This window comes from Flavobacterium frigidum (assembly GCF_048286795.2).
The window spans coordinates 168035-189982 of the sequence record NZ_JBLVPT020000004.1; the positions used below are offsets into that span (position 1 = coordinate 168035).

At 33.4% G+C, this 21948-nt stretch carries 18 protein-coding genes and 1 pseudogene; 8 read left to right on the forward strand and 11 right to left on the reverse strand.

The genetic code is table 11. The annotated features are described in order from the left end of the window. Nucleotides 1-215: 215 nt before the first annotated feature. The 4 genes from ACNQGB_RS07170 to ACNQGB_RS07185 all read right to left on the reverse strand — a co-directional run bounded on the left by ACNQGB_RS07170 (nucleotide 216) and on the right by ACNQGB_RS07185 (nucleotide 5097). The gene (locus ACNQGB_RS07170; protein ID WP_417945065.1) at nucleotides 216-2000 is read right to left on the reverse strand and encodes a chloride channel protein; all 1785 of its coding nucleotides are present in this window, start codon (nucleotides 1998-2000) and stop codon (nucleotides 216-218) included. A gap of 42 nt (nucleotides 2001-2042) precedes the next feature. Beyond that, nucleotides 2043-2711, reverse strand: a complete 669-nt coding sequence (locus tag ACNQGB_RS07175; RefSeq protein ID WP_417945067.1) for a DNA alkylation repair protein — start codon at nucleotides 2709-2711, stop codon at nucleotides 2043-2045. A 119-nt stretch (nucleotides 2712-2830) separates the two neighbouring features. Next, nucleotides 2831-4516, reverse strand: coding sequence for a gamma-glutamyltransferase (ggt, locus tag ACNQGB_RS07180; RefSeq protein ID WP_417945069.1), 1686 nt, complete (start codon nucleotides 4514-4516; stop codon nucleotides 2831-2833). Continuing rightward, nucleotides 4513-5097, reverse strand: a complete 585-nt coding sequence (locus ACNQGB_RS07185) for an acyl carrier protein phosphodiesterase (RefSeq protein WP_417945070.1) — start codon at nucleotides 5095-5097, stop codon at nucleotides 4513-4515. Before ACNQGB_RS07185 ends, ggt begins: the two co-directional genes overlap by 4 nt. A 119-nt stretch (nucleotides 5098-5216) precedes the next feature. Here ACNQGB_RS07185 and glmM point away from each other — a divergent pair, with 119 nt between their 5' ends. Continuing rightward, entirely contained in the window at nucleotides 5217-6605 is a 1389-nt protein-coding gene (gene glmM, locus ACNQGB_RS07190) for a phosphoglucosamine mutase (protein WP_417945071.1), read from the forward strand. 112 nt (nucleotides 6606-6717) lie between these two features. Here the strand turns inward: glmM and ACNQGB_RS07195 are convergent, their stop codons facing one another. The 4 genes from ACNQGB_RS07195 to ACNQGB_RS07210 all read right to left on the reverse strand — a co-directional run bounded on the left by ACNQGB_RS07195 (nucleotide 6718) and on the right by ACNQGB_RS07210 (nucleotide 11527). After that, complete coding sequence (locus ACNQGB_RS07195; protein ID WP_417945073.1) at nucleotides 6718-7284, reverse strand: PepSY domain-containing protein; 567 nt, start codon at nucleotides 7282-7284, stop codon at nucleotides 6718-6720. A 233-nt stretch (nucleotides 7285-7517) separates the two neighbouring features. Further along, nucleotides 7518-10049 (reverse strand): TonB-dependent receptor, encoded by a 2532-nt coding sequence (locus ACNQGB_RS07200; RefSeq protein ID WP_417945075.1) that lies wholly within the window; start codon nucleotides 10047-10049, stop codon nucleotides 7518-7520. After that, complete coding sequence (locus tag ACNQGB_RS07205; protein WP_417945077.1) at nucleotides 10036-10950, reverse strand: FecR family protein; 915 nt, start codon at nucleotides 10948-10950, stop codon at nucleotides 10036-10038. The genes ACNQGB_RS07200 and ACNQGB_RS07205 overlap by 14 nt, the downstream gene beginning before the upstream one ends. Nucleotides 10951-11011: 61 nt before the next feature. Continuing rightward, on the reverse strand, nucleotides 11012-11527 hold the full coding sequence (locus tag ACNQGB_RS07210; RefSeq protein ID WP_417945078.1) for an RNA polymerase sigma factor: 516 nt from the start codon (nucleotides 11525-11527) through the stop codon (nucleotides 11012-11014). Between the two features lie 248 nt (nucleotides 11528-11775). On the opposite strand from ACNQGB_RS07210, the gene ACNQGB_RS07215 reads away from it, so the two are divergent. From ACNQGB_RS07215 to ACNQGB_RS07230, 4 genes and pseudogenes are all read left to right on the forward strand, one after another. Then, the gene (locus tag ACNQGB_RS07215; RefSeq protein WP_417945079.1) at nucleotides 11776-12819 is read left to right on the forward strand and encodes a hypothetical protein; all 1044 of its coding nucleotides are present in this window, start codon (nucleotides 11776-11778) and stop codon (nucleotides 12817-12819) included. Nucleotides 12820-12907: 88 nt separating this feature from the next. Further along, nucleotides 12908-13684 (forward strand): membrane metalloprotease, encoded by a 777-nt coding sequence (locus tag ACNQGB_RS07220; protein WP_417945080.1) that lies wholly within the window; start codon nucleotides 12908-12910, stop codon nucleotides 13682-13684. 84 nt (nucleotides 13685-13768) lie between these two features. Further along, nucleotides 13769-14299 (forward strand): annotated as a pseudogene (locus tag ACNQGB_RS07225) (porin family protein). Nucleotides 14300-14673: 374 nt separating this feature from the next. Next, nucleotides 14674-16161 (forward strand): aminotransferase class V-fold PLP-dependent enzyme, encoded by a 1488-nt coding sequence (locus ACNQGB_RS07230; protein WP_417945081.1) that lies wholly within the window; start codon nucleotides 14674-14676, stop codon nucleotides 16159-16161. Nucleotides 16162-16241: 80 nt separating this feature from the next. On the opposite strand, the gene ACNQGB_RS07235 is transcribed toward ACNQGB_RS07230, so the two are convergent. After that, nucleotides 16242-16799: a hypothetical protein gene (locus tag ACNQGB_RS07235; RefSeq protein WP_417945082.1), complete on the reverse strand. Its 558-nt coding sequence runs from the start codon at nucleotides 16797-16799 to the stop codon at nucleotides 16242-16244. 91 nt (nucleotides 16800-16890) lie between these two features. Here ACNQGB_RS07235 and ACNQGB_RS07240 point away from each other — a divergent pair, with 91 nt between their 5' ends. The 3 genes from ACNQGB_RS07240 to ACNQGB_RS07250 all read left to right on the forward strand — a co-directional run bounded on the left by ACNQGB_RS07240 (nucleotide 16891) and on the right by ACNQGB_RS07250 (nucleotide 18352). Further along, entirely contained in the window at nucleotides 16891-17136 is a 246-nt protein-coding gene (locus tag ACNQGB_RS07240) for a hypothetical protein (RefSeq protein WP_309759571.1), read from the forward strand. Nucleotides 17137-17300: 164 nt separating this feature from the next. Then, nucleotides 17301-17741 (forward strand): KTSC domain-containing protein, encoded by a 441-nt coding sequence (locus tag ACNQGB_RS07245; RefSeq protein ID WP_309759570.1) that lies wholly within the window; start codon nucleotides 17301-17303, stop codon nucleotides 17739-17741. 212 nt (nucleotides 17742-17953) lie between these two features. Next, nucleotides 17954-18352, forward strand: a complete 399-nt coding sequence (locus ACNQGB_RS07250) for a DUF4345 domain-containing protein (protein ID WP_417945085.1) — start codon at nucleotides 17954-17956, stop codon at nucleotides 18350-18352. Nucleotides 18353-18592: 240 nt separating this feature from the next. On the opposite strand, the gene ACNQGB_RS07255 is transcribed toward ACNQGB_RS07250, so the two are convergent. After that, nucleotides 18593-20014: an FAD-dependent oxidoreductase gene (locus tag ACNQGB_RS07255; RefSeq protein ID WP_417945110.1), complete on the reverse strand. Its 1422-nt coding sequence runs from the start codon at nucleotides 20012-20014 to the stop codon at nucleotides 18593-18595. 604 nt (nucleotides 20015-20618) lie between these two features. Next, nucleotides 20619-21767, reverse strand: a complete 1149-nt coding sequence (locus ACNQGB_RS07260; RefSeq protein ID WP_417945087.1) for a PAS domain-containing sensor histidine kinase — start codon at nucleotides 21765-21767, stop codon at nucleotides 20619-20621. Nucleotides 21768-21948: the final 181 nt, after the last annotated feature.

Consider the following 21948-nt stretch of genomic DNA (forward strand, 5'->3'; position numbering starts at 1 on the left):
TTTTTATTTTAAAATGTTACACGCTTAACTACAATCCTTGTTAATTTTTGTTTTGTTAGTTGTTTAAAATATATAAAACTAAACTTCAAGTCTAAGAGGATATGAGATAGTTGCAATATTATCTGTTCATTAGGTTAAAAAGACATCAGTTTTTCCTTAGTGTCTTTAGGATATATTTTTTTAAAAGAAAGCTTTTCAGCTTTTAAACCCAAAATTTATTCAATAGTCATGGATTTTAATTTTGTTCTATACGCTTCAAGTGCAACAGATTTGGAAATAAAACCAAAATATTTTCCTCCTTGAATAACGGGTAAAAAGGCTTTTTTGGTTTGTTCAAATTTATTCATGACCATTTCCATACTGTCATCAGGAGAAATGATTTCTGTAGGTTCTGTCATTATTTCTCTGACCAAAGTGTATTTTACGCGATAGGTATTGAATATTATTTCTCGAATATCATTAAAATGAACAATTCCTAATAAGTTCTTTTCAGAATCAACGACTGCAAATATCACTTGATTAGAATGTGATATTAAATCGACTAGTCTTTCTAAATTTTCATTAGGGGAAACAGTCAAATAGTCGGTTTGTATGATAGAAGTAGTCTCTAAAGTCGAAAGGATATTAGTATCTTTATTGCTAGTAAACGCATGACCTTTTTTGGCTAAATTCTTAACATCCATCGAATGTTTTTCAAATCGTTTTGAAATTGCAAAACTAATGGAAGCCACAATCATCAAAGGAATCATCAAGTTATAGCCACCAGTAATTTCGGCAATTAGGAATATAGCAGTCAAGGGGGCGTGAAACAAACCACTTAAAATCCCCGCCATCCCAACCAATGTAAAATTACTAACAGGCAATTTAGTAAGTCCTGTGAGATTTAAAAATTTAGAGAAAAAGAAACCAACATACGATCCCAAAAATAGGGAAGGAGCAAAATTCCCGCCGTTTCCACCACTACCTAAAGTAATTCCGGTTGCAAAAACTTTGAGCATCATGGTTAAACCAACAAATACTAATAAAGCCCAGCTATTGTCGCGAAAACTACTAAATAAAGTGTTTTCCAATAATTTTCCTGGATCACTCTCTGATAATGTTTTAATGCTTTCGTATCCTTCTCCAAAAAGCGTCGGAAAAATAAATATAAGAATGGCTAAAATCGACGAACCAAAAAGCGCTTTTCGATAAGGTGATAATTTAAGTCTTTCAAAAAATTGTTCTACTTTCTGGAAATTACGGGAATAATAAACAGATATGAATCCAGTAAATAAACCTAATAAGATATAGAAAATAATATTATGATAATCAAAGCTTTGTTGTTGTTTGAAGGACAATAAAATCTTTTCATCTAATGCGATTACTGAAACTAATGCTCCTGTTGCAGCTGCGATCATAATAGGAGTAAATGCTGCAATACTTACATCAACCAACAGAACTTCGATAGCAAATAAAACTCCTGCAATGGGTGCATTAAATGCTGCGGCAATTCCGGCAGCAACACCACAACCTATAAGGAGCGTTCGGTCTTTGTAACTTAATTTATATTTTTGGGCATAATTCGAACCAAAAGCTGCACCTGTAATAACAATAGGACTTTCTAAACCTGCAGAGCCTCCTAAACTAACTGTAAGTGAACTGGTTACAATTTGGGCATACATTTGTTTTTTGGGAATAATACTCGCTTTTTTTGCAACAGCATATAAAATTTGCGAGGTTCCTTTTTGGATTGTTCCTCCTAAAACTTTTTTAACTACTAACACGGTTAATAGGATACCAATTATGGGCAGTAAACTATTAAGAAATCCTAATTTTAGAATTCCACTGACATACGTAGCAAATGAGAATACCCAATGCGCAAAAGTTTTTAAAACAATAACAGCAAAGGCTGCCGAAATTCCAACTAGAACGGATGATAAAAATATAAACTGCTTTGGCGTCAACATAGATTGCGCAAAAGCTATTATGGTTTCTAATTTAGAAATATATTTTTTGAACATGATACTTTTTAAAAGGGGTGCAAAACTACTATTATTTTAATTTCAACAAATATTTTTCAACGCTTCTTTTGCACTTAAAGGTTTTAATATAACGTTTTTTACAAATGTTGTTACAGCTTCTGGATTTGATTTTGCATATTCCCGTAATGCCCAGCCAATTGCTTTTTGAATAAAAAATTCCTTAGAATGTTTATGTTTTAAACATTCAGCAAATAAAAAATCAGCATTCGTTTTTTGTTTGTATCCCAATTGAAATAAAATAGCACTTCGGTTCAACCACATATGCTGTGAATCTGAAAATTGTGTTATTACTTTTTTGGTTTCTGATGGAAATTCTAATAGATATTCTCCTAAAATGTATTTTGCAATCGTATCGACGCTATCCCACCAAGAATTGTCGCTTATCAGTTTTTCAATCAGTTGAATATCTTCTTTTTTATAATTCCCTTTGAGTTCTTTTATCAAAATTTCAATGGCACAATAATGAAATTCCCGTTCTGACTTTAAATATAAATCTAATACAATTGTTCTTGCGTTTATTGAAACCACTCCTTTATTTTCTTTCCAAATTTCCTTAAAAATAAGTCTTCGTTCCTCAGTTTTTATTCCAAAAAACGGAAAGTTATTCTTCATGTATTTTGCCATGGCAAAAGCATTTTCCGGATTTTGATTTGCTTTAAAAGCGTTTTCTAAGACAAGTGTAAAGTTCATAAATAGTAAATTTCAATGGCAAAATTCAATTGCAATATCAAAAAACAAAATTTAATAGTAAACATAAAATCTGCTTCTTAAATTTTCTTTTTTCTATTTTCTAAAGTCTTATAAATGCTCTAAAAACCAACCGCTTTATCGTCTCCTCTAAAATCTGCACCACCTTCGAGTTTTTTATTTGGTAAAACCAAAATCGCATCTACTTTTCCTATTACTGGAGTCGTTTTTTCATTAATGATATATCCTTTTGATTTCAAGGTTTCAAAGGTTTTATTGTCAAAAGTATTGGGTTCAAAAGTGATTAAATCCGGTAACCATTGGTGGTGAAAACGAGGTGCATTTACCGCTTGCTGCATACTTAAACGATACTCATAAACATTTAAAATAGTTTGCAATACGGATGTTATAATTGTCGAGCCTCCGGGAGAACCCACAACCATAAATAATTTCCCGTTTTTCTCCACAATTGTTGGCGTCATAGAACTCAACATTCTTTTTTGTGGCGCAATGCTATTGGCTTCGTTTCCTACTAATCCAAACATATTGGGTTCACCTGGCTTAGCACTGAAATCATCCATTTCGTTGTTGAGGAAAAAACCAAGTTCATCACAATAATATTTAGAACCATAACCGTCATTTAATGTTGTGGTTGATGCAACCGCATTGCCAAACTGATCTACAATCGAATAATGGGTCGTTTCCGTACTTTCATTATAAGTTACTTTTCCTTCTTTTATTTCCGATGATAAAGTAGCTTTTTCAAAACTAAAATTTGACATTCGTTGTTTCAAATAATCATCATCCATTAAAGCTTTTAAAGGGATTTTTACAAAATCAGGATCACCCAGATAATAACTTCTGTCGGCATACGCTCTTCTTTCTGCTTCTACAATAACTTGAATGGCTTCTGTTGAGTTATGTCCGATTTTTGCTAGGTCGAAAGGGGCGATCATTTTGAATATTTCAGCTAGACATATTCCGCCACTGCTGGGTGGAGGCATTGAGATTATCTTTAAATCTTTGTAATCAAAAGTGAGAGGTGTTCTCCATTTAGCTTCGTATTGAGCCAAATCTTCTAAACTGATGATTGCTCCTTTTTCCTGCAGGTATTTGACTAATATTTTAGCAGTTTCTCCTTTGTAAAATTCATCTCTGCCATTTTTTAAAATTCTTTTTAAGGTATTTGCAAGGGCAGGATATTGTATAACATCATTTTCTTTGAAAACAGTTGCAAATAATGTTTTGTTGCCATTTACTTTTATGAATATGTCTCGATACGCAGCTAATCTATCTTCTTGTTTTTTGGTGACAATGACACCTCTTTCAGCCAAAGCAATCACAGGTTTTAGAATTTCTTCAATTGGTAATGAACCCAATTTTTCATGAACTGCAAAAACGCCGGCAATTGTTCCAGGAACCCCAATAGCAAGAGGAGTTTCAGTACTTTTTCCTTTTATTACATTTCCTTTATCGTCTAGGAACATATCTTTTGTAGCAGCTAATGGTGCTTTTTCTCGGTAATCCAAAGAACCAATTTCTCCGTTTGCTTTTCGATACACCATAAAACCGCCACCGCCAATATTTCCTGCAAACGGATAGGCTACAGCCAAAGCCAATTCAGTTGCAACCATCGCATCAAATGCATTACCGCCTTTTTTCATGATTTCAATTCCAATTTTGGAAGCTTCTTCTCGAGCAGAAACAACCATGGCTTTTGAAGTTACAAGGCCAGTAGGCTCAACTGCTTTAAAATTCGATTTACAGCCTAAAATAGCTAACGGAATCAGAAAAAGTATTTTTTTCATAAAGTGATAATTTTGGTTTTTGAAAATAGAATTAATTCTTGAAAAAAATTGGTGAATTCATCTTCAAATTCGAGATAGAATTCGGAAAGTTCATTGGTAGCAAACCGCATTTGAGATTGATTTTTGGTGCGATGGTCCATTTGAGTCAAAATATGCTCAATTCCTTCCACCGTTTGATATTTCACCAGCCAATTTTCTTTCATCATGATAGGCATTAGTCCTTTGGTTCGTTCTGACAGCATTTCATAATTATAATGCAAAGATTGGTAAAATCGTTCCACGAAATCCTCCAGTTTTTGATCAGAATATTGATTCCAATTTTTAGCTAGAAAATGATCGTAAAGCACGTCTACAATCACGCCCGCGTAATGATGGTATTTTGCATGTAGTTTTTTTGTGCTTTGTCTAAAAATGGGATGCGCATCGGTAAAAGTATCAATGGCACGATGCAAGATTATTCCTTTTTGTATATCTAAAGGATAACTTTCAAAATGTTTTCCACGAATTCCATCAGCCATAAAATTGCCAATTTTGATTAAATCATTATCACCAGAAAGATAGATGTGTGCTAGAAAATTCATTCGCCTAATTTAGGAATTTAAATGATGAATTTTGAATTCTAAATGACTTTTATAAACCGTCAATTATTATATTTGTTCGATATTTAAAATTTACAATTCAAAAACTTAATTGATAATAAATGACTTTAATAAAATCAATATCAGGAATTCGCGGGACTATAGGAGGGAAAGTAGGGGATAACCTTACACCTGTTGATGCAGTAAAATTTGCTTCGGCTTACGGGACTTGGTTGAAAAACTACATTGGAAAAGAAAAATTAACTGTAGTCGTTGGTCGTGATGCCCGTATATCTGGGCCAATGATTCATAATTTGGTGGTAAATACCTTAATTGGTTTAGGAATTGACGTGATCGATTTGGGACTTTCAACAACGCCAACTGTTGAAGTTGCTGTTCCGTTAGAAAAGGCCGATGGTGGAATTATTCTTACCGCTTCGCACAACCCAAAACAATGGAATGCCCTAAAATTATTGAATGAAAAAGGGGAGTTTCTTAATGGTGCCGAGGGAGAAAAAATTCTTGCCATTGCTGAAGCGGAAGCTTTCGATTTCTCGGATGTGGATGATTTGGGAGAAATTATGATTAACGATGCCTACATGGATATTCACATTGATGAAGTTTTAAATTTGCCTTTGGTAGATGTAGATGCAGTAAAAGCAGCTAAATTTAAAGTAGTTGTGGATGGTGTAAATTCGTCAGGTGGAATTATTATACCAAGATTACTGGAATTAATGGGCGTTGAAGTGATCGAATTATACTGTGAACCAAACGGACATTTTCCACATAATCCAGAACCATTAAAAGAACATTTGACAGATATTTCAGAATTGGTAGTAAAAGAAAAAGCCGATTTAGGAATTGTGGTAGATCCTGATGTGGATCGTTTGGCTTTCATTTGCGAAGACGGTGAAATGTTTGGTGAAGAATACACTTTAGTAGCTTGCGCCGATTATGTATTGAGTAAAACACCGGGAAATACCGTTTCGAATATGTCATCTTCCCGTGCATTGCGTGATGTGACTAATTTACACAACGGAAGTTACGAAGCCAGTGCCGTAGGTGAAGTGAATGTGGTTGAATTAATGAAAAAAAATAATGCAGTAATAGGTGGCGAAGGAAATGGTGGAATCATTTATCCAGAGCTGCATTACGGACGCGATAGTTTGGTAGGAGTAGCCTTGTTTTTGACACATTTGGCTAACAAAAAAATGACGATTTCTGCTTTGCGTGCTTCGTATCCGGAATATTATATGAGCAAAAACAAAATCGAATTGACGCCACAAATTGATGTGGATGCGATTCTTGTTGCCATGACGGAGAAATACAAAAATGAAGATATTACCACTATTGACGGTGTAAAAATTGATTTTGCTGAAAATTGGGTACACCTTAGAAAATCGAATACAGAGCCTATTATTCGTATTTATACCGAAGCGGCTTCTCAAGAAAAAGCAGATGTTCTGGCATTACGAATCATTGATGAAATAAAAGCAGTGGCTGGATTATAAGAGTAGTTTAGAAGATTAAATATAGCAAGCCTGTTCGATTAATTGAACAGGCTTGTTTTTTTGGTAATGTACTTAAAAATAGTTGGTAGATTTTACTAGAACTATTGATTCGTTATTTTCGTTTCATCCTCTTAGGTCCATACCAGAGCCAGAATCCTGTGATGGTAAATATCAAAAGTGCCAGCCCCATGACGGTTGTGTAAACCAATTTGATGAGTCCATTACCAGTTTTGAAATAATCGTCAAGAATTGATCCATCGTGTACGTTTTCAATAAAGTCTGACCGTCTTCTTTCAATATGTAATAATTGCCCTGTTGCCCCGTCAAGTTGAATTCCCCAAAAGTTTTCGGCAAAAATAAATTTCACCATTCCTTTATCTTTTTTAATCTCAATTCGTTCCAGTTCCAGCGTTGAGTCTTTTGAAATAGAATCTAGTAAAATTTTGCAGGCATTTTTGTGTAAACTGTCAATAGAAAGCCAGTCTTTTAAATGTACTGAAGTTCCCTGAAATGATTTTGATTGTAGCAATCCGCCACTATTTTTTTTCCAACCTAATAGAATTCCTGTCACGGAAACAAAAAAGAAAAAAATAAATAAAAAAGCTCCAGTTGTTCGGTGAATTTTCCTGAATATCCTGAGCAATTTTGCTTGTTGTTTCCTTTGATTATTTTCGGTCATTTTAATTTCTGTGTTTTGATTTTAATCTGGGCTAAAGTATCCTTTACTTACGGTATAGTTGCCTGTGTAAATCGAAGGCTATAAGTTTATAAAAAGTAAGAATTGGCGAATATACAAAGCGATTTTTATAATTTATCATAAAATCTATTGGAATAAATCTAAACCCGATTCTTGCCAATTTTGAGCTTGACGAAGGGTAAAATTATAAATTAGCTTAAAGGTTAAGGCAAATTTTAAAAATTCACTCTAAAGCTTACATTTGGTGTTAATCCAAGCGATTTGTTATCTACTTGAATTGCATCATTTTGATCATTTGGATTGACTTTGTAATAGCGATTGATCAGATTGTTCTGGTTTGTTGCGTTTATGACACCCGCAGTAAACGAAGCTTTAATAAATTCAGACAGATTGAAATTATAATTTAATGAAGCGTCTAAACGCATGAAATTATCCAGGTTTTCATTGTTTGGAGAATCATAATTTACTATGGTATTATTTCCGTTTTGAACGGTTTCATTCCCTTCAATTGGTTTTGTGTACGGTTGCCCATTTCTCCAAATACCACCAAATGCTATTTTTAGATTTTTAAGGATGTCATAATTAAAACCTAGCGAAACAGAGTGTCTTATGTCTACATTATTAGGGAAAGTTGACGGGGTAAAAGTAGCAAATGTATAGTCATTTGTGCTAAATGTGTAACTTACCCAAACGCTATATTGACGCGCTGTTTTATTGGCCAAAAATTCTAAACCTTTGGATGTGTAGCTGCCATTTGCGGTCTCATACTGAAAACTGTTATAGAAACCCTGATTAGAAGCTGTAATACCATCAACAATTTTATAAAAACTTGTAGCCTCGATATTTAGTTTGTTTTTATTGAATTCGACGCCAAAAGAACCTTGTTTACTGGTGGCAATTGGAATGTCTTTATCGGTGACTAAAACCCAACGTCTTTTTTCGACACCAAGAAAATCATCTTCAAAATCCACGATTTGAGTAGTCGATTGATTTTTGAATTCCCCTTCTAATTTTAAAGCAAATTGATCTGATAATTTTTGTCGAATGTTTATTCTTGGTTCAACCAAAAACTTTTCGAATTTTTGAAAATAATTCAAACGCAATCCAACTCGTAAATAGGTATTGTTTTTATTGTATTCTACCTCAGAAAATAAGGCGTGGTTCAACAAAACATCTTTTTTGGTACTGGAGTAAAATGGAGCACTAACGGTAGTTTGATTCAACATTCCTGTTTCATTAAATTGGTAGCCAAATAAGAAATTTAAGTTGTCATTTTTTTTGTAATTGGTATTGATTTTAGCGCCAGTTTCCAGCACTTCATTTGCTTCTGTTAAGCGCTGATCCGTTTCTATTCTGTAATCAATAGCGTCAATATTGTATCTGGAAAAGTAAGTGATAAAATTTGAACTTAGTTTTGAATTCCACTGTGCCTTCCAATTTCCGCCGTAACCAATGTTGTTCTGTGCTAAAGCGCTGGTTTTAGATTGGGTTTGGTTTGTATTTATGCGACGTTCCCTATAATCTAAAGCGTTATTGATGCCAATGACATTTGCTCTGAATTGATGTTTTTCGTTTAAATCAAAAAGTAATTTAGCGGTATAATCATAAAAATAAAAATCAGAAGACGTATCATGTTGGTCGCTATCTGCGTTGATTTCAGTGTCCTGAAAACTACGTTGATAGTATTTAGTGTACGTAGGTGATTTAAACAAATCAGTAATCGAACGACGTCCCGAAATATGAAGTTCTAATTTTTTAGTTATCGGGATTTCTAAAAAGGCATCGGCGCTAATAGAGTTAATTCCTGCACCACCAGAAAAGGTATTGGTGACCAGATCTTTCGTGTACATATTGATGGTACTGGAAACACCATCACTGTATTCAGCACTTGTTCCGTTTTTACTAACGATAACTTTGTTCGTAAGATTAGGGTTGTAAGGAGATATTAACCCAAAAAAATGACCAGAATGATACATTTTGATATTATCCCAAAGCACTAAATTTTGATCGTTAGTTCCACCGCGAACGTTTATATTAGCAATGCTTTCATTGGTACTTTCCACACCGGGAAGCGCTTGAACAGATTGCAGAATGTCGGGTTCAATTAATCCGGGAAGAATACCAAATTTTTTTGTGTTTAAAACGGTGCTTCCATCCAGATATTTTTGTAACCCTGACGTTAGATATACTTGAATCAAAACCTGATTCAACTCTTCATTTTTTGTAGGAAGAACAATTTCCTTGCAATTGTTTTGTGCCGAAAATAATTCGTTAGCCGAAAATTGTCTGGATTCAAATCCCACATAGGAAATGGTCAGTGTTGCATGTATTGGAATATTTTGCAATTTAAATGTACCATTTCCATCTGTAATTGTGCTTCTTCCAATATTGTTTATAAAAACAGATGCGCCAACTAAACGAGATTTCTTTTCATCAGAAACAATTCCGCAAACTGATATCGTTTTGTTTAGCACAGAAACGGTAACATACCTATCGTCTAAAGCTTTAAAGTTCAAAAGCGTTTTCGAGTTTAGATAATCAATTGTTTCTTGTAACGTAAAGGAAGTATTCGGCTTTTCAATTGCAATATTTGCCACATCTTCAACGGCGTACGAAAACTTGATGTTAAATTGCTTTTCGAGGGAAATAATGACCTCAGGCAAAGGTGTTTTTTTAGTTGTATTTTGTCCAAAACAAAAACAGCCAATACAAAGTAAGAGAAAAACCAGCCATTTATTTAACACCATAGTTGTAAAATATAATAGTTTTACCTTCAATCTTGTAACTTAATTTCAATGGAATTGTAACTGCTTGAAGCGCAATTTTTTTATCGGTATGAGTAAAACTTCCTGTAAAAAGTTTTGAAGTATCGACACCTTCCACTTTAATTTTTATATCGTATTGACGCTCTAATTCTGCAATAACTTGTTCTAATGGAATCTGCGTAAAGCTAGATTCTTGTTGAATCCACGAAGGATTTTGTGTATTAAAATCTGCAGTATTCTCTATGGTGCCGTTTATGACTCTAAATGTTTTTCCCGGAGGTAATTTGATCGTTTCATTATTATGTGTTACGCTCACCAAACCTTCATAGCAATGTACTTCAAAATAGTTTTTTCGTTCTTTTACATTAAATTGTGTCCCTAAAACTGTAATAATTCCTGCTGTTGTATTTACACTAAAAGTTTGCCCTTTCTGCACTTTGAAAAAAGCTTCTCCTTCAAGAGATAAAGCTCTTTGATCAGCCCATTTCTTTTCATTAAAACTAAGTTTGGAAGCAGCGTTTAATATCACTTCAGAATTATCTGGAAGCGTGACTGATTTTGTTTGTGCTATTTGTGTTTCGTAAGAGGTTGTATTATTAAAAAACAAAAAATAACTAGATGTTAACAAAACGGCCAGAACTGCGGCAACTTTATAGAATGCTTTGAAGTTTAAAGTTCTTACTTTTGTTTTGTTTTTAGAATGGTTTCTGACCTTAAAAGCGTCCAAAGCAGCTTGCGCATCAATTGTTAGTGCCTGTAATTGTGTTGCATAATGAGCAATCTTTTCCAGCGTTTGTAAATCTTCAGATTGTTTTAAATCCTCGATTTCTTGGCTTGAAAGCTCATCATTGAACCATTTTAATATTTCTTTTTCGTTTTCCATTTTCTATCTCTATGTTTATAAGACAACCAACTTTTAAATTACCCTATAGCTAAATGATTAATTATATATTTTCTATTTGAGCTCTCAATAGTTGTAATGCTCCAGACATTCTTTTTTCAACGGTTTTTTGAGAAATATCAAGTAACTCAGCGATTTCTCTGTATTTTTTTCCATCTATTCGATTCAATAAAAATACTTCGCGTTGTGCTTCACTTAATGATGCGATTGCTTTTGTGAGTTTTTGTTTGAATTCTTCTTCTTCGAATAAATATTCGGGACTTTGATTAGTGGTATCTATGTTAGGCGCATCTTTGGCATACCTCAATACCACTTTTTGATGTTTAATGGTATTCAGGAATAAATTATTAATGCTGGTAAACAAATACGTTTTGACTTTACTAAAGTCGATCTTAGAACAATTCTCCCATATTTTGGTAAATGCATCTTGTACCAGATCTAGTGCAGCTTCATCATCACCACATTTATAATACGCAAAATTAGTTGCTGATTGCACGTGCTTTAAGTAAAAGTCTCTAAAGTGATTTTCTTCGCAAAGGGTACTTTTTTCGTAGCTCATGGAGTATTAATTCATTTTTTGTAGGTTGTAAATGTAAAATATTTTTTCAAAAAGCAGTTGTGTTACCGATGATTGCTTTTTTATTTAAAATATTTTGCATTTTAATATATTGATTTTGAGTAGTTTGAAATTTTTTTTAATTTTTTTTTAAAATTTACGTAGGGTAAAAATAAGCGTAGTTGTCTTACTAACAGAAAGGCGTTAAAAACATCGCTTGTAAATATAAAAATACATTAAATTTGAAAATTATGAAAAAATTAAAAATTGTTACCGGAATTGCATTGATGGCTATCTTAAGTTTTACATCATGCCAAAGCGAAGTTGATGAAGTAGAGGGAGAAAATCCAAATACAAACACTGCTAATTCAACGACAACAACTAATTTGAAACGTACTTCAATGTACGATGGTTCATTTGATGATTTCTTGGATGGAGCTTCATGCTCATCTATTGTCTTGCCTGCTACTGCAAAAGTTAACGGAGTTCAGGTTTCTATTTTAAGCCAAGTAGATTACCAACAAGTACTTTCTATTTTTGCTAAATTCAATGACGACCAGGACACTGTTGTTTTACAATTTCCTTTAAAAATTAAAACCAGTAATTATACAGAGGTTACTGTTACGAATCAAACCGAATATAATGCAATTCTAAATGCTTGTTCCTCAGCAGAAGCTTCTGGTCAAGATGCAATTTCATCTGTCAAGTTTTTCTTTCCTATTACAATTTTAACGTACAATCTTAGTTTACAGCAAACAGGTAGTGTTGTCATCACATCCGAAATGCAATTGTATACGTATATGACAAATATTAGCGCGTCAGAATTGTATTCAGTAAAATATCCTATTTCAGTAACAATTGCTGATGGATCAAAAACAACTGTTACAAGTGATGCTGAATTGCAAGCCGCAATAAGCGCGTCGTTAAAAACAGAAGAGACAATTGCTTTAGCCGCTCAAAACCGTAAAAAAGTAGAAACAATTTTAGTAAATGGTAAGTTCAAAGTAGACTCATATGTGAATGCAGGAGTTAATTCAGCAACGAATTACAAAGATTTCACGATTGATTTTGCAAATAATTTATCAGTAACTGCTGTAAATCTAGTGAATACAACAGTAAATGGAACTTATGCGGTAAGCTCGGAATTAAATGTTTTTCTAAAACTAAATTTTTCAGGTAACGCTTCGTTTACTTTATTGAATAATACATGGAAAGTAACTAGTTTTACTGCTTCGACTATTACATTGCAAAGCTCTACTAATGCAGCAGTAACATTAGTATTGAAACAAATATAGCTGGATTTAAGTTGGTAGTTTAGTAAGAACAGCTACCTTAAATTGTGTAGCTGTTTTTATATAAATAAACTTAATAACAAATATAATAATGAAAAAAGTACTTTCTCTACTCACGATTGGTTTGTTCCTTTCGGTAGCATCCTGTTCAAAAGAAGATGATCCCTTAGATAATCCAGTTGCTGTAAATCCGAATACGAATAAACAGCAAACAGGAAGCTCTGCTAACGATTTGTTATCGGATAAAAAGTTTAAGAGCATGGTAATCGAAGTGGTATATGTAGCTGGTTTTGAACCAAGCGCTCAATCGATTACCAATTTTGTGAATTTTCTTTCTGCACGAACTTTTAAACCAGGTGGTATTAGTGTGATTAAACGGTCTATTGCATCTCCGGGAAGTTCCCCCTATAAAAATGAGGAGATTGTAAGTATTGAAGATGCTAATAGAACCAAATACAATACAGCAGACCAAATTGCAGTTTGGGCATTTTTTGCAGACGGAAAATCTTCGAAGGATACGGATACTTCGGTTATTCTAGGAACAGCTTACAGAAACACTTCTTTTGTTATTTATGAACAAACGGTTCATGGTTTGAGTGATAGTGCTTTTGAGCCTAACAGAAGTTTATTAGAAACTACAGTAATTACTCATGAATTCGGACATATATTAGGTTTGACTAACCTTGGTACAGCTTTACAAAGCAATCACGAAGATGCAGAACATCCCAAACATTGTATCGAAAAGACTTGTTTAATGTTCTGGTCAGCAGAAATTGGTGGTGGTATCGGTAATATGGTTTCAAGCGGTTCAGCTCCACAATTAGACGCGCAATGTATTGCAGATCTTCGTGCCAATGGTGGGAAATAAAAGTATAATAAGATTAATTAAAACAGGATAAAGATGAAAATTAAACAGATAACAATAGTTTTATTTTTTGGTGTACTAGCAACAATGAGTGCATAAGACAAAGGAGCTCTCAAATCAACAGGTGGAATAAAAGGAGGTTATAATTTAGCAGCAGTACGTTTTGATGGAGACGGAGAAACAGAACAGCGAAGCGGTTTTCATGTAGGAGTTTATGGCGAGTCCTTTATTAGCGAAAGCTTTTCTATTCAACCTGAATTACTGTATTCTCAGCAAGGATATAAAATTACAAATAGCAGTGGTACTTTTACTCAAAAGTTGGATTATATCAATTTACCAATAATGTTGAAAGCGTATCCATCTAAAAATTTCTTTTTGGAAGCTGGTCCACAAATTGGGTTAGCGATTGTACACAAAGAGGAATATTCAGGTCTTTTTAGTGGCTCGCAAGAGTATGATCCTAATAATTTTGATTGGGGATTAAATTTTGGAGGTGGTTTAAAATTTGATTCTGGAATAAGTTTAGGAGTCCGTTATCATTTAGGATTAGGAGATTTATACGATGAAGGCAAAGCTCAAAACAGAGTATTGCAATTTTCAGTAGGATTCGATTTATAATCTTAATTAGCTTTAAAATAAAAATCCTTTCAGAGTGTAAACTTTTGAAAGGGTTTTTGTTTTTAATCCAAATTTGTTTTCATTTCCGGAGCGAGTTATTGGTGCTTTTTTAGAAATTATGTTCCCGTTTTCTGTTGTAAATGAAATTCACTGAACTCAAATAAAAATAAAAGTATAGTGAAGTAATCTTTTCCTTTTTAAAGAAAAAAGGAAAAGGATTTTCACTACAACCAGGGCTAAATCTGGAAAAATGGTTCTCTTTTTGCAAATATTAAAATTTGAATCGTTGCATTTTATGGCGTATTCTCCAAATACATTTCAAATTTCAGATATACCCAGAAAATCAATATCTTTGAAGTCAAATTAGATATGATATGATCACCAAAGAAGCGCCAACACAATTAGAGCAATACTTTCAACAGTTTCGCGATAATATAATCGGAATAGATCAAGAATTTGAATCTCCTTACGGTCATAAACAAATCATTTACACAGATTGGACAGCAAGTGGTCGTTTATATCGTCCTATTGAAGAAAAATTAATGAATCAATTTGGTCCTTTTGTGGCCAATACCCATACCGAAACTACGGTTTCTGGGACAGCCATGACAAAAGCGTATCATCAGGCGCGTCATATTATCAAACATCATGTGCATGCAAGTGCTGATGATGTTTTGATTACTGATGGTACAGGAATGACAGGCGTTGTCAATAAATTTCAACGAATTTTGGGTTTGAAAGTGCCCGAAAATTTAAAAAATTTCATCACGATTCCAGCCGAAAAGAAACCAATTGTCTTTATTTCACACATGGAACACCATTCGAATCAAACGTCTTGGTTGGAAACTATTGCTGATGTTGAAGTTATTCCTTCTTCAGAAGATGGTTTATTCAGTATAGAAAATCTTGAACTTTTATTAGAAAAATATAAAGAAAGGCCTTTTAAAATAGCTTCAATAACTTCTTGTTCGAATGTTACGGGAATCAGAACTCCGTATCATGAAGTAGCAAAAATAATGCATCAGCACAACGGACTTTGTTTTGTAGATTTTGCTTGTTCAGGCCCTTATGTGAAAATTGACATGCATCCTGAAGATGGGGAGAGTTATTTGGATGCTATTTTCTTTTCGCCACATAAATTCCTTGGCGGACCTGGAACTTGTGGAGTTTTAGTATTTAATAAAAAATTATATCAAAATTTAGTTCCTGATAATCCGGGTGGTGGAACGGTAAGTTGGACAAATCCTTGGGGCGAACACAAATACATCGATAATATCGAAGATAGGGAAGATGGAGGTACGCCGGGCTTTCTTCAGGTGATAAAAACCGCATTGGCCGTTCAGTTGAAAGAGCAAATGGGTATTGACAATATCTTAAAAAGAGAACACGAAATTGTAGATTACATTTTCTCGAAATTAGGATCTGTTCCAAATATTAAAATTCTTGCAGGACAGCATCAGGATAGGCTAGGAGTGATTTCTTTCTTTGTAGAAGATTTACATTTTAACTTGGGTGTAAAATTATTGAATGATAAATTCGGAATTCAAACTCGTGGTGGTTGCAGTTGTGCCGGAACATACGGACACTTTTTATTGCATGTGGACCAAGAAACTTCTCATCAATTAATTGACGAAATTACTCTTGGCGATTTAATCAGAAAACCGGGTTGGATTAGAATGTCTATTCATCCTACAACTACAAATGCCGAAATTGAATTTGTATGTAACGGAATCCTAGCTTTGGCAGAAAATCATAAATTTTGGGCTTTAGATTATGATTACAACCCAATTAGTAATGAGTTTGTACATAAAAATGCAGCACCTCTAGAGGATGAACTAGTAAAAAGTTGGTTTTCTTTGTAATAAGATACCTTTTTGTAACTACCATTGTTTAAAAGCTAGTTTTTTGTAAGTTTATTTAGTCTACAATGGATTTAAAGAAATTACTGTGATGTATGACTTAATTCCCTTTTTATGTCTTCTAAAGATGTATTGGTGAATATTAATTCATCAATAATCTGTTTTCTCAAAAGATCTAAATCATCGTAATCAAAATACTTTGCCCATGAAGTTAGATTAAGCAAATTACGAACTTGTTTGATTCGTTTTGTAGTTTCAAAAGTGGTTCTCAGGACTGCCCGATTATCATAATTTGGATTCAGTTTGTGTTGGTAAAGGACTGTTTTACTGCTGTAATCTACTTCTAAATAGTACAATTCCTCCTCTTGATTATCTGGATAAAAATTTGACCATGGCGCAAAGCCTAATTTTATTTTAGAATTTGTCTCTGGTTCTAAAGGCACTAAACGCCATTTACTATTAGCCAAGCGTCCCCAGTGATTGGATACCCGATACATACCCATTTTTGTATAATAATACTTGCTTTTTGCCTTGCTATCATATTGCAATTCAAGTCCATCAATAGTGTCTAGAGACATTTCTTGAAAAACACAAAATGTATTTTTGAAAGATTTTGGACTGGGACGAAATATTTTTTCCATAAAACAAAGGTAATCAGAAAGTAAAAAAAGAACAAGACAAAAATATATTTGACTAACTTTGTACTTTAGAATCAGTAAAAAAAATAGGATTATGACTAAAGCATCTGAAGAAAGAATGTTACAAAAAGGAGTTTACACTGGAATTATGGAAAAAGATGAGAATAACAACTTTTTTTGTGGTGTTTATCTCTTAGACTATAAAATGGCTCAAAAACACGCACTTGGTGATTGGATAACAATCAAATCTATAATTGAAAATCCGAGTGATATCAGTTATAATAAATATCAAAAAAAGTCTAAAAACTTCGATAAAGCAAACAACAAACCACAGCAATAGTAGTTTTACCTTTTAATAAAAAAATAGCAACTAATTTCTTTTTTTGAATATTTTTTAGTCTCAAACAAAAAAATTAAAAAAAAGTGTACCTTTGCAAAAAATTTGTCGATTTTGAAATCAAATTATATTGATTAATTACTAAAAGACAAGTAGTTACCTTATTTATGAAAAAAATAGTTGAATACCGAAAACTGCTAAATGTAGATAAAACTGCAGAGCTAAAAGATTTGAAAACAATTTATCGCAACGCCATGAAAGAGGCACATCCTGATAAATTTCAAGGTGATGAAGCCGGATTAAAAGCTGCTGAAGAAAACAGTAAAAAAATAATTGAAGCCTACCATTTCTTGGTAAGCATCAATCCAGAGACAATCAAGCAAAATATGCCTGAGTATACTGAAACTATAGCTACTGCGACAATTACAGATTACAAGTTTGTAGAAGGTAGATTGATAATTAATTTTTCTAATGGTAGTGTTTATGAATACATCAGTGTGCCAAAAGCTACTTATGTAAAAATGGTAAACGCTGATTCACCTGGAAGATTTGCAAAAAGACACATCTTAAATGCTTTTGTTTGGAGAAAAACAACCAACCAAGACTAGTTTTAAAGTACATATCTTAAAAAGAAAAGCATCCTTATTACGGATGCTTTTTTTTGTTTTAAAATATATAAAAACTTCAAAATAAAGGTTTTAAATAAAAGGTTAATCACATTAAATTTATATACTCTGTTTGTTTAAAAGATTCTATAGGTTACTTTTAAACTTAAAAAACAATACAAGAAATAAAACATGATTTATAAATCAGAATATAAATGAAAAGTAAAACAAACTGGATTTTAAAAAATCTACATCTGTTCTTATCTTTATCTATTGTAGTTCCGACAGCAATAATTTATGGTACGCCATCAATTCTGCCTGTGTATTTGGATATTCAAGTAAATACAGTTGACTTTTCAAATATGCTAAAAGCAATTATGTGTTTGTATCTTGGAATTTCAATCGTTTGGATTTTAGGAATTTGGAAAACTAAATATTGGAAAACTGCTACCCAATTGAATATATTATTTATGCTATCTCTCGCAATTGGACGAATGATAAGTATGTTAATGGACGGATTTCCGACAGGTGGTTATATTTTCGGAATTATTGCAGAGTTTGTACTCGGATCGTACTCAATTTTTCAATTAAAAAAATACAATCAGAACGAATAAACTTGTTAAAAAGCCAGCATGTTGCAACTCGTAAGCAATAGTTGGGCATTAGGCTCAATTTAAGATTTTGGAGAAATTGTTATTTTTTTGAAAACATCGGCTTTAATTAGCCCGACTTTGGCCTATTTGCGGGACGATTTAATCTCAGAATAGTTTTAGCGCTGAAGGTCCAGAATAACTCATCGTCTAAAATTTTTAAGAATAGTTACTATTTAATAGCATCTCTAACTAAGGTGTTATTTACTCGTATTTATTCTTGATACTTCTTCCTCTAGGTTCATCTGCTTTGTGAAGTACAATTTCAGAATGTAGAAATGTTGCAGCATCTGCTGAATCTTTTACTTTGGAAGCACTACGTTCTATCATTTCAGCTTCAAATTTTTTTAACAGACTTTCTCGAATTCCAACTGTTCTCCATTGCGATAAAAGTCTGCATTCACTTGAAATGGATCGTGCTAAAGCAAGTGCATCTAGCAACGCTTGGTTTGCTCCTTGTCCTTTAAACGGACTCATGGGGTGCGCCGCATCTCCTATCAAAGTCATTTTTCCAGCATTTTTTAATAACTCTGAATGTAGTAATTCGCGATCATATACAGGATATCCTGAGACATGCACTTCTAGTGTTGCAAGTAAAATTTGTGGAATAGGATCGTGCCATTGCGTTCTACGAATTGCTTCTTCTCTAAGCGCTTTAGGACCTTGTGCACTTAATTCTTTAGCCTCTTTTTCAGTCATTGGAAAACTCAATTGCCACATTACTGAATCTTCTTTGTAAGGCATAATATAAATTCGTTCCTTGCCATTGGCAGTTTGAAATACTGTAGCCGAATCCAATAACGAACTATTCATTTCTGCTAAAGCACTTAAAGGACAAATACCTAATATTACAATACATCCTAAATACCGTAAAGGGCTCTGCTCATCACCAATTATTAACCTCCGTACTGTACTTCGAATTCCATCGGCTCCAACCACTAGATCGGCCTTTACAGTTTTTATTGCTCCATTTACTTGAAATCTTAGTGTAACAACTTTACTTTCATCTTCTTTAAAATCCAGTAATTGGTGACTCCATTTCACCCGTTCTGGATCACCCAATTGGTTTAATAATTCCATCCGTAAAGATTGTCTTGCAATATGAATATTGGATCGTTTTGTTTTTGTATTGTCGTCTCCCTGTATCCACTTTCTCACGCCCCATTCACCTACTACCTTTCCTGCAGTAGTATGAACCAAATGCCTTGTTGAATGTACTCCATCTTTTAATGAAAGTAGACCTAATCCCTCAATTGCCTTACTAGCTTGTTGTAAAGTGAGTCCGTATCCTTGAGAGCGAGTATCAAAATTTGCATCACGTTCGTATATAGTAAAAGGAATTCCCCGATGCAAACAAGCAACTGCTAGGGCAACGCCGCCAATACCTGCGCCAATAATAGCAAGGTGTGGATAGTTTTCAGTATCAGCTGTTGGAGGATTTATAGCTGGTATTAAACCTAATCCTGAACATTTCAAGCAGGAGTGAAGGTGTCCTTTAGGAGGTATAGGAGCAGCTTCTTCGCTATTTGTATTTTTAAAGTTGTCTAATGTTAGCTGGTATTGGAGTCGCGCTTTTTTAGTTAGCCCCCGACTTTTCTTTCCTCTACCTTGGCACGCTAAGCACATGGTCCAACTTGCTTCTTTATTTTCCAATTTTGTACTTCTTGTTTATTATAATTCAACAAATAATATCCTTACTAAAAAACGGAGCTACTACAGTTGATGCCGTATTAAAAACTAAACTATTGATCATGGTCTTGGGTGTTTCGAGGGAATCGAACTTTAGATTTATTCATTTTAAGCATTTTAGTGCTTGTATTATTTGCATGATTTTATGACAATAGAATAGCAGCGCAAAGCTACTTTTTTATAGTATAATAAAAAGGATTGCTAAACGCTATTTTTTAAATTTCATGCTGATGTTAAAAAGTGGTTTATAAAAAGCTTTGCAAGGTTTATAACAAGCGAAAACACATCAAAAGATCTTTGTTTACGATTTGTAAGTACGTTACAATTGCAAGTTATTACAACTATACAAGCCTTAAATTAAAACGCTTTATCGGCATAGGATACAAACGATAGCTATTTTATAATTACCTGTTTGATGAAGTTTATCAATGTCTGTAATTATTTCCATAAGTTATGGAGCGGCACAATGTAGTATTGCTTTCTGGAATTAAAAACCATACTGTTTTGCTATACAGTCGCTTTTACCTTAACATTTTCTGCACTAAAGCGGTTTGTTGATGGGTAAAGTAAAATAAAAAGACGATCCTTTGCCTTCTTCACTTTCAACCCATATTTTACCATTATTTTTTTCTAAAAATCCTTTGACAAGCAATAGACCAATACCCATTCCTTTCTTTTCTTCTACTGCTTTAGAAAGTGCTTTGACCTTAGGAGCAAAAAGTTGATCCATTATTTTTTTTGACATGCCTTTTCCTGAGTCTTTGATTGTAATAGTCATCATGTCATCACTTTGCTTAGCTGATAGCGTTATTTGGCCTCCGTTATGCGAATGTTTAATCGCATTCGAAACTATATTTTGCAATATAGAAAGCAACATTTTCTCATCGGCAAACACATTACAATTTTTTTCTATTTCGTTTAGAAGGTTTATGGTATTGATGGATGCGGTTTCTTTTAAGGAATCAAAAACTTTTTCTACACAGTGTATTAATTCAATTGAGGCAGGTTTAAAAGCTTCGGCAGCATACTTAATCCTTGCCCATTCAACTAGATAGTCCAACATGTTCAATTCGTTTACCGCTGCTAAGTGAAATTCTTTCAACAATTCTTTTACTAAAGCAGGTTGTAGCGTGTCGAAATTTGCTTCTAAATATTGAGCACCCTGGATAATTCCTGCAAGTGGGCTTCTTAAATCATGAGATAATATCGCGAGCACATTTTCCTTGTGAGCATTGAGATCTTCAAGCTCTTTTGCATATTTTTTTATCTCGTCCTCAGCTTCTTTTGTGGCAGTGATATCACGCAATATTTTCACAAATCCCATACCAACCTCATTTTCATCTTTTAATGGAAATACCAATCCATCTGCAAAAAATGTTTTACCGTCTTTACAGACATGCCATCTTATATCTACAGATCTCCCTGTTTTTGAAGCAATATCAATTTCCTTTTTCGGAATTCCAGCTTTTTTATCTTCTTCTGTAAAAATAGTTTCAAAGGGCTTTCCTATAATTTCATCTGTTTCATATTGAAATATATTTGTAGCTCCTGAATTCCAACTGTTTATATTTAAATCTGTGTCAACCGTAAAAATGGAATATTCCTCTAAACTATCAATTATTTGGCTATAAAATTCTGCTGTAGGAACGTACTGTTTTTTAAGGCTTTTCTTGTTTTGTGATGTTGACATTTTTCTGATTTAAGAGATAAGGGGTAAAAATTCTAAAAGCAAATATCTTTTTTTAACTGTAAAATTTGTTATATAATTCCATAAAAATGTTACATAATTCATTTCTTAATACTGTTGGTATTTAAGGTATGTTTCATCAAATAAAGGACACGTATTGTAGCCTTTGTTTATTTCTAAAAGC

What these genes read in the sequence shown, in the direction of transcription:
- ACNQGB_RS07235 (WP_417945082.1), bottom strand. Translation starts at nt 16,799, where the DNA reads ATGGAAAAAATATTTCGTCCCAGTCCAAAATCTTTCAAAAATACATTT.
- ACNQGB_RS07245 (WP_309759570.1), top strand. Translation starts at nt 17,301, where the DNA reads ATGAAAAAAATAGTTGAATACCGAAAACTGCTAAATGTAGATAAAACT.
- ACNQGB_RS07175 (WP_417945067.1), bottom strand. Translation starts at nt 2,711, where the DNA reads ATGAACTTTACACTTGTCTTAGAAAACGCTTTTAAAGCAAATCAAAAT.
- ACNQGB_RS07195 (WP_417945073.1), bottom strand. Translation starts at nt 7,284, where the DNA reads ATGACCGAAAATAATCAAAGGAAACAACAAGCAAAATTGCTCAGGATA.
- glmM (WP_417945071.1), top strand. Translation starts at nt 5,217, where the DNA reads ATGACTTTAATAAAATCAATATCAGGAATTCGCGGGACTATAGGAGGG.
- ACNQGB_RS07220 (WP_417945080.1), top strand. Translation starts at nt 12,908, where the DNA reads ATGAAAAAAGTACTTTCTCTACTCACGATTGGTTTGTTCCTTTCGGTA.
- ACNQGB_RS07215 (WP_417945079.1), top strand. Translation starts at nt 11,776, where the DNA reads ATGAAAAAATTAAAAATTGTTACCGGAATTGCATTGATGGCTATCTTA.
- ACNQGB_RS07210 (WP_417945078.1), bottom strand. Translation starts at nt 11,527, where the DNA reads ATGAGCTACGAAAAAAGTACCCTTTGCGAAGAAAATCACTTTAGAGAC.
- ACNQGB_RS07255 (WP_417945110.1), bottom strand. Translation starts at nt 20,014, where the DNA reads ATGTGCTTAGCGTGCCAAGGTAGAGGAAAGAAAAGTCGGGGGCTAACT.
- ACNQGB_RS07250 (WP_417945085.1), top strand. Translation starts at nt 17,954, where the DNA reads ATGAAAAGTAAAACAAACTGGATTTTAAAAAATCTACATCTGTTCTTA.
- ACNQGB_RS07200 (WP_417945075.1), bottom strand. Translation starts at nt 10,049, where the DNA reads ATGGTGTTAAATAAATGGCTGGTTTTTCTCTTACTTTGTATTGGCTGT.
- ACNQGB_RS07185 (WP_417945070.1), bottom strand. Translation starts at nt 5,097, where the DNA reads ATGAATTTTCTAGCACACATCTATCTTTCTGGTGATAATGATTTAATC.
- ACNQGB_RS07230 (WP_417945081.1), top strand. Translation starts at nt 14,674, where the DNA reads ATGATCACCAAAGAAGCGCCAACACAATTAGAGCAATACTTTCAACAG.
- ACNQGB_RS07260 (WP_417945087.1), bottom strand. Translation starts at nt 21,767, where the DNA reads ATGTCAACATCACAAAACAAGAAAAGCCTTAAAAAACAGTACGTTCCT.
- ggt (WP_417945069.1), bottom strand. Translation starts at nt 4,516, where the DNA reads ATGAAAAAAATACTTTTTCTGATTCCGTTAGCTATTTTAGGCTGTAAA.
- ACNQGB_RS07170 (WP_417945065.1), bottom strand. Translation starts at nt 2,000, where the DNA reads ATGTTCAAAAAATATATTTCTAAATTAGAAACCATAATAGCTTTTGCG.
- ACNQGB_RS07205 (WP_417945077.1), bottom strand. Translation starts at nt 10,950, where the DNA reads ATGGAAAACGAAAAAGAAATATTAAAATGGTTCAATGATGAGCTTTCA.
- ACNQGB_RS07240 (WP_309759571.1), top strand. Translation starts at nt 16,891, where the DNA reads ATGACTAAAGCATCTGAAGAAAGAATGTTACAAAAAGGAGTTTACACT.